General features: G+C 24.8%; 1 protein-coding gene. It reads right to left on the bottom strand.

What is annotated here, in order from left to right; genetic code table 11:
- On the bottom strand, positions 1-589 hold a 589-nt coding region (locus M983_RS17675; RefSeq protein WP_167348706.1), incomplete at both ends, for a hypothetical protein.

Below are 589 nucleotides of genomic sequence, written 5' to 3'. Positions count from 1 at the left end.
AGAAAAATTCACTAAGTATTAACTTTGATGAATCCGCTAGCATATTAATACAGTTAGGATTATCGTTAATAGCATCCGATAATATTTTTACATTATTAATTTTTTCTTTTAATGAGATGTTTTCATAAAATTTATTATCAAAACTATTTAACCATTCATCTCGGCTTATTTTGTCATTTATATATTGGTTATATTTTTTATTTTGAAGTGGATCATGAATAATCTGATTGATCATTGTAATATGATCTTTATCATTTCCTAAAAGAGAAGAAAGTTCTGTAGCATATCGATATGTTGCATATTCAGGGGTTAGTTTTCTCATAATTATACTATCAATAATATTACCTTTTATTGTAGTATCAATAAACTCATTATTTATTTTACGTATTTTATCAAGTAAATTATTATCTAAAATCTTTTCTTCAAGAGACTCATCAATAGTGCTTCTATGAGCATCAATTGCAAATCCTTTTAATTTACCATTGTAAAGATCAAAAATAGGCTCTTTTGTAATTAGAATATCGGTAGCCTCCAATACCATATAGAGATTACCTTTAATTTTCTCTTTTTTTATAACACGAAAATGTTT

The sequence above is a fragment of the Proteus myxofaciens ATCC 19692 genome, assembly GCF_001654855.1.
Classification (GTDB): domain Bacteria; phylum Pseudomonadota; class Gammaproteobacteria; order Enterobacterales; family Enterobacteriaceae; genus Proteus; species Proteus myxofaciens.
This window is presented reverse-complemented; position numbering and strand designations above follow the sequence as displayed.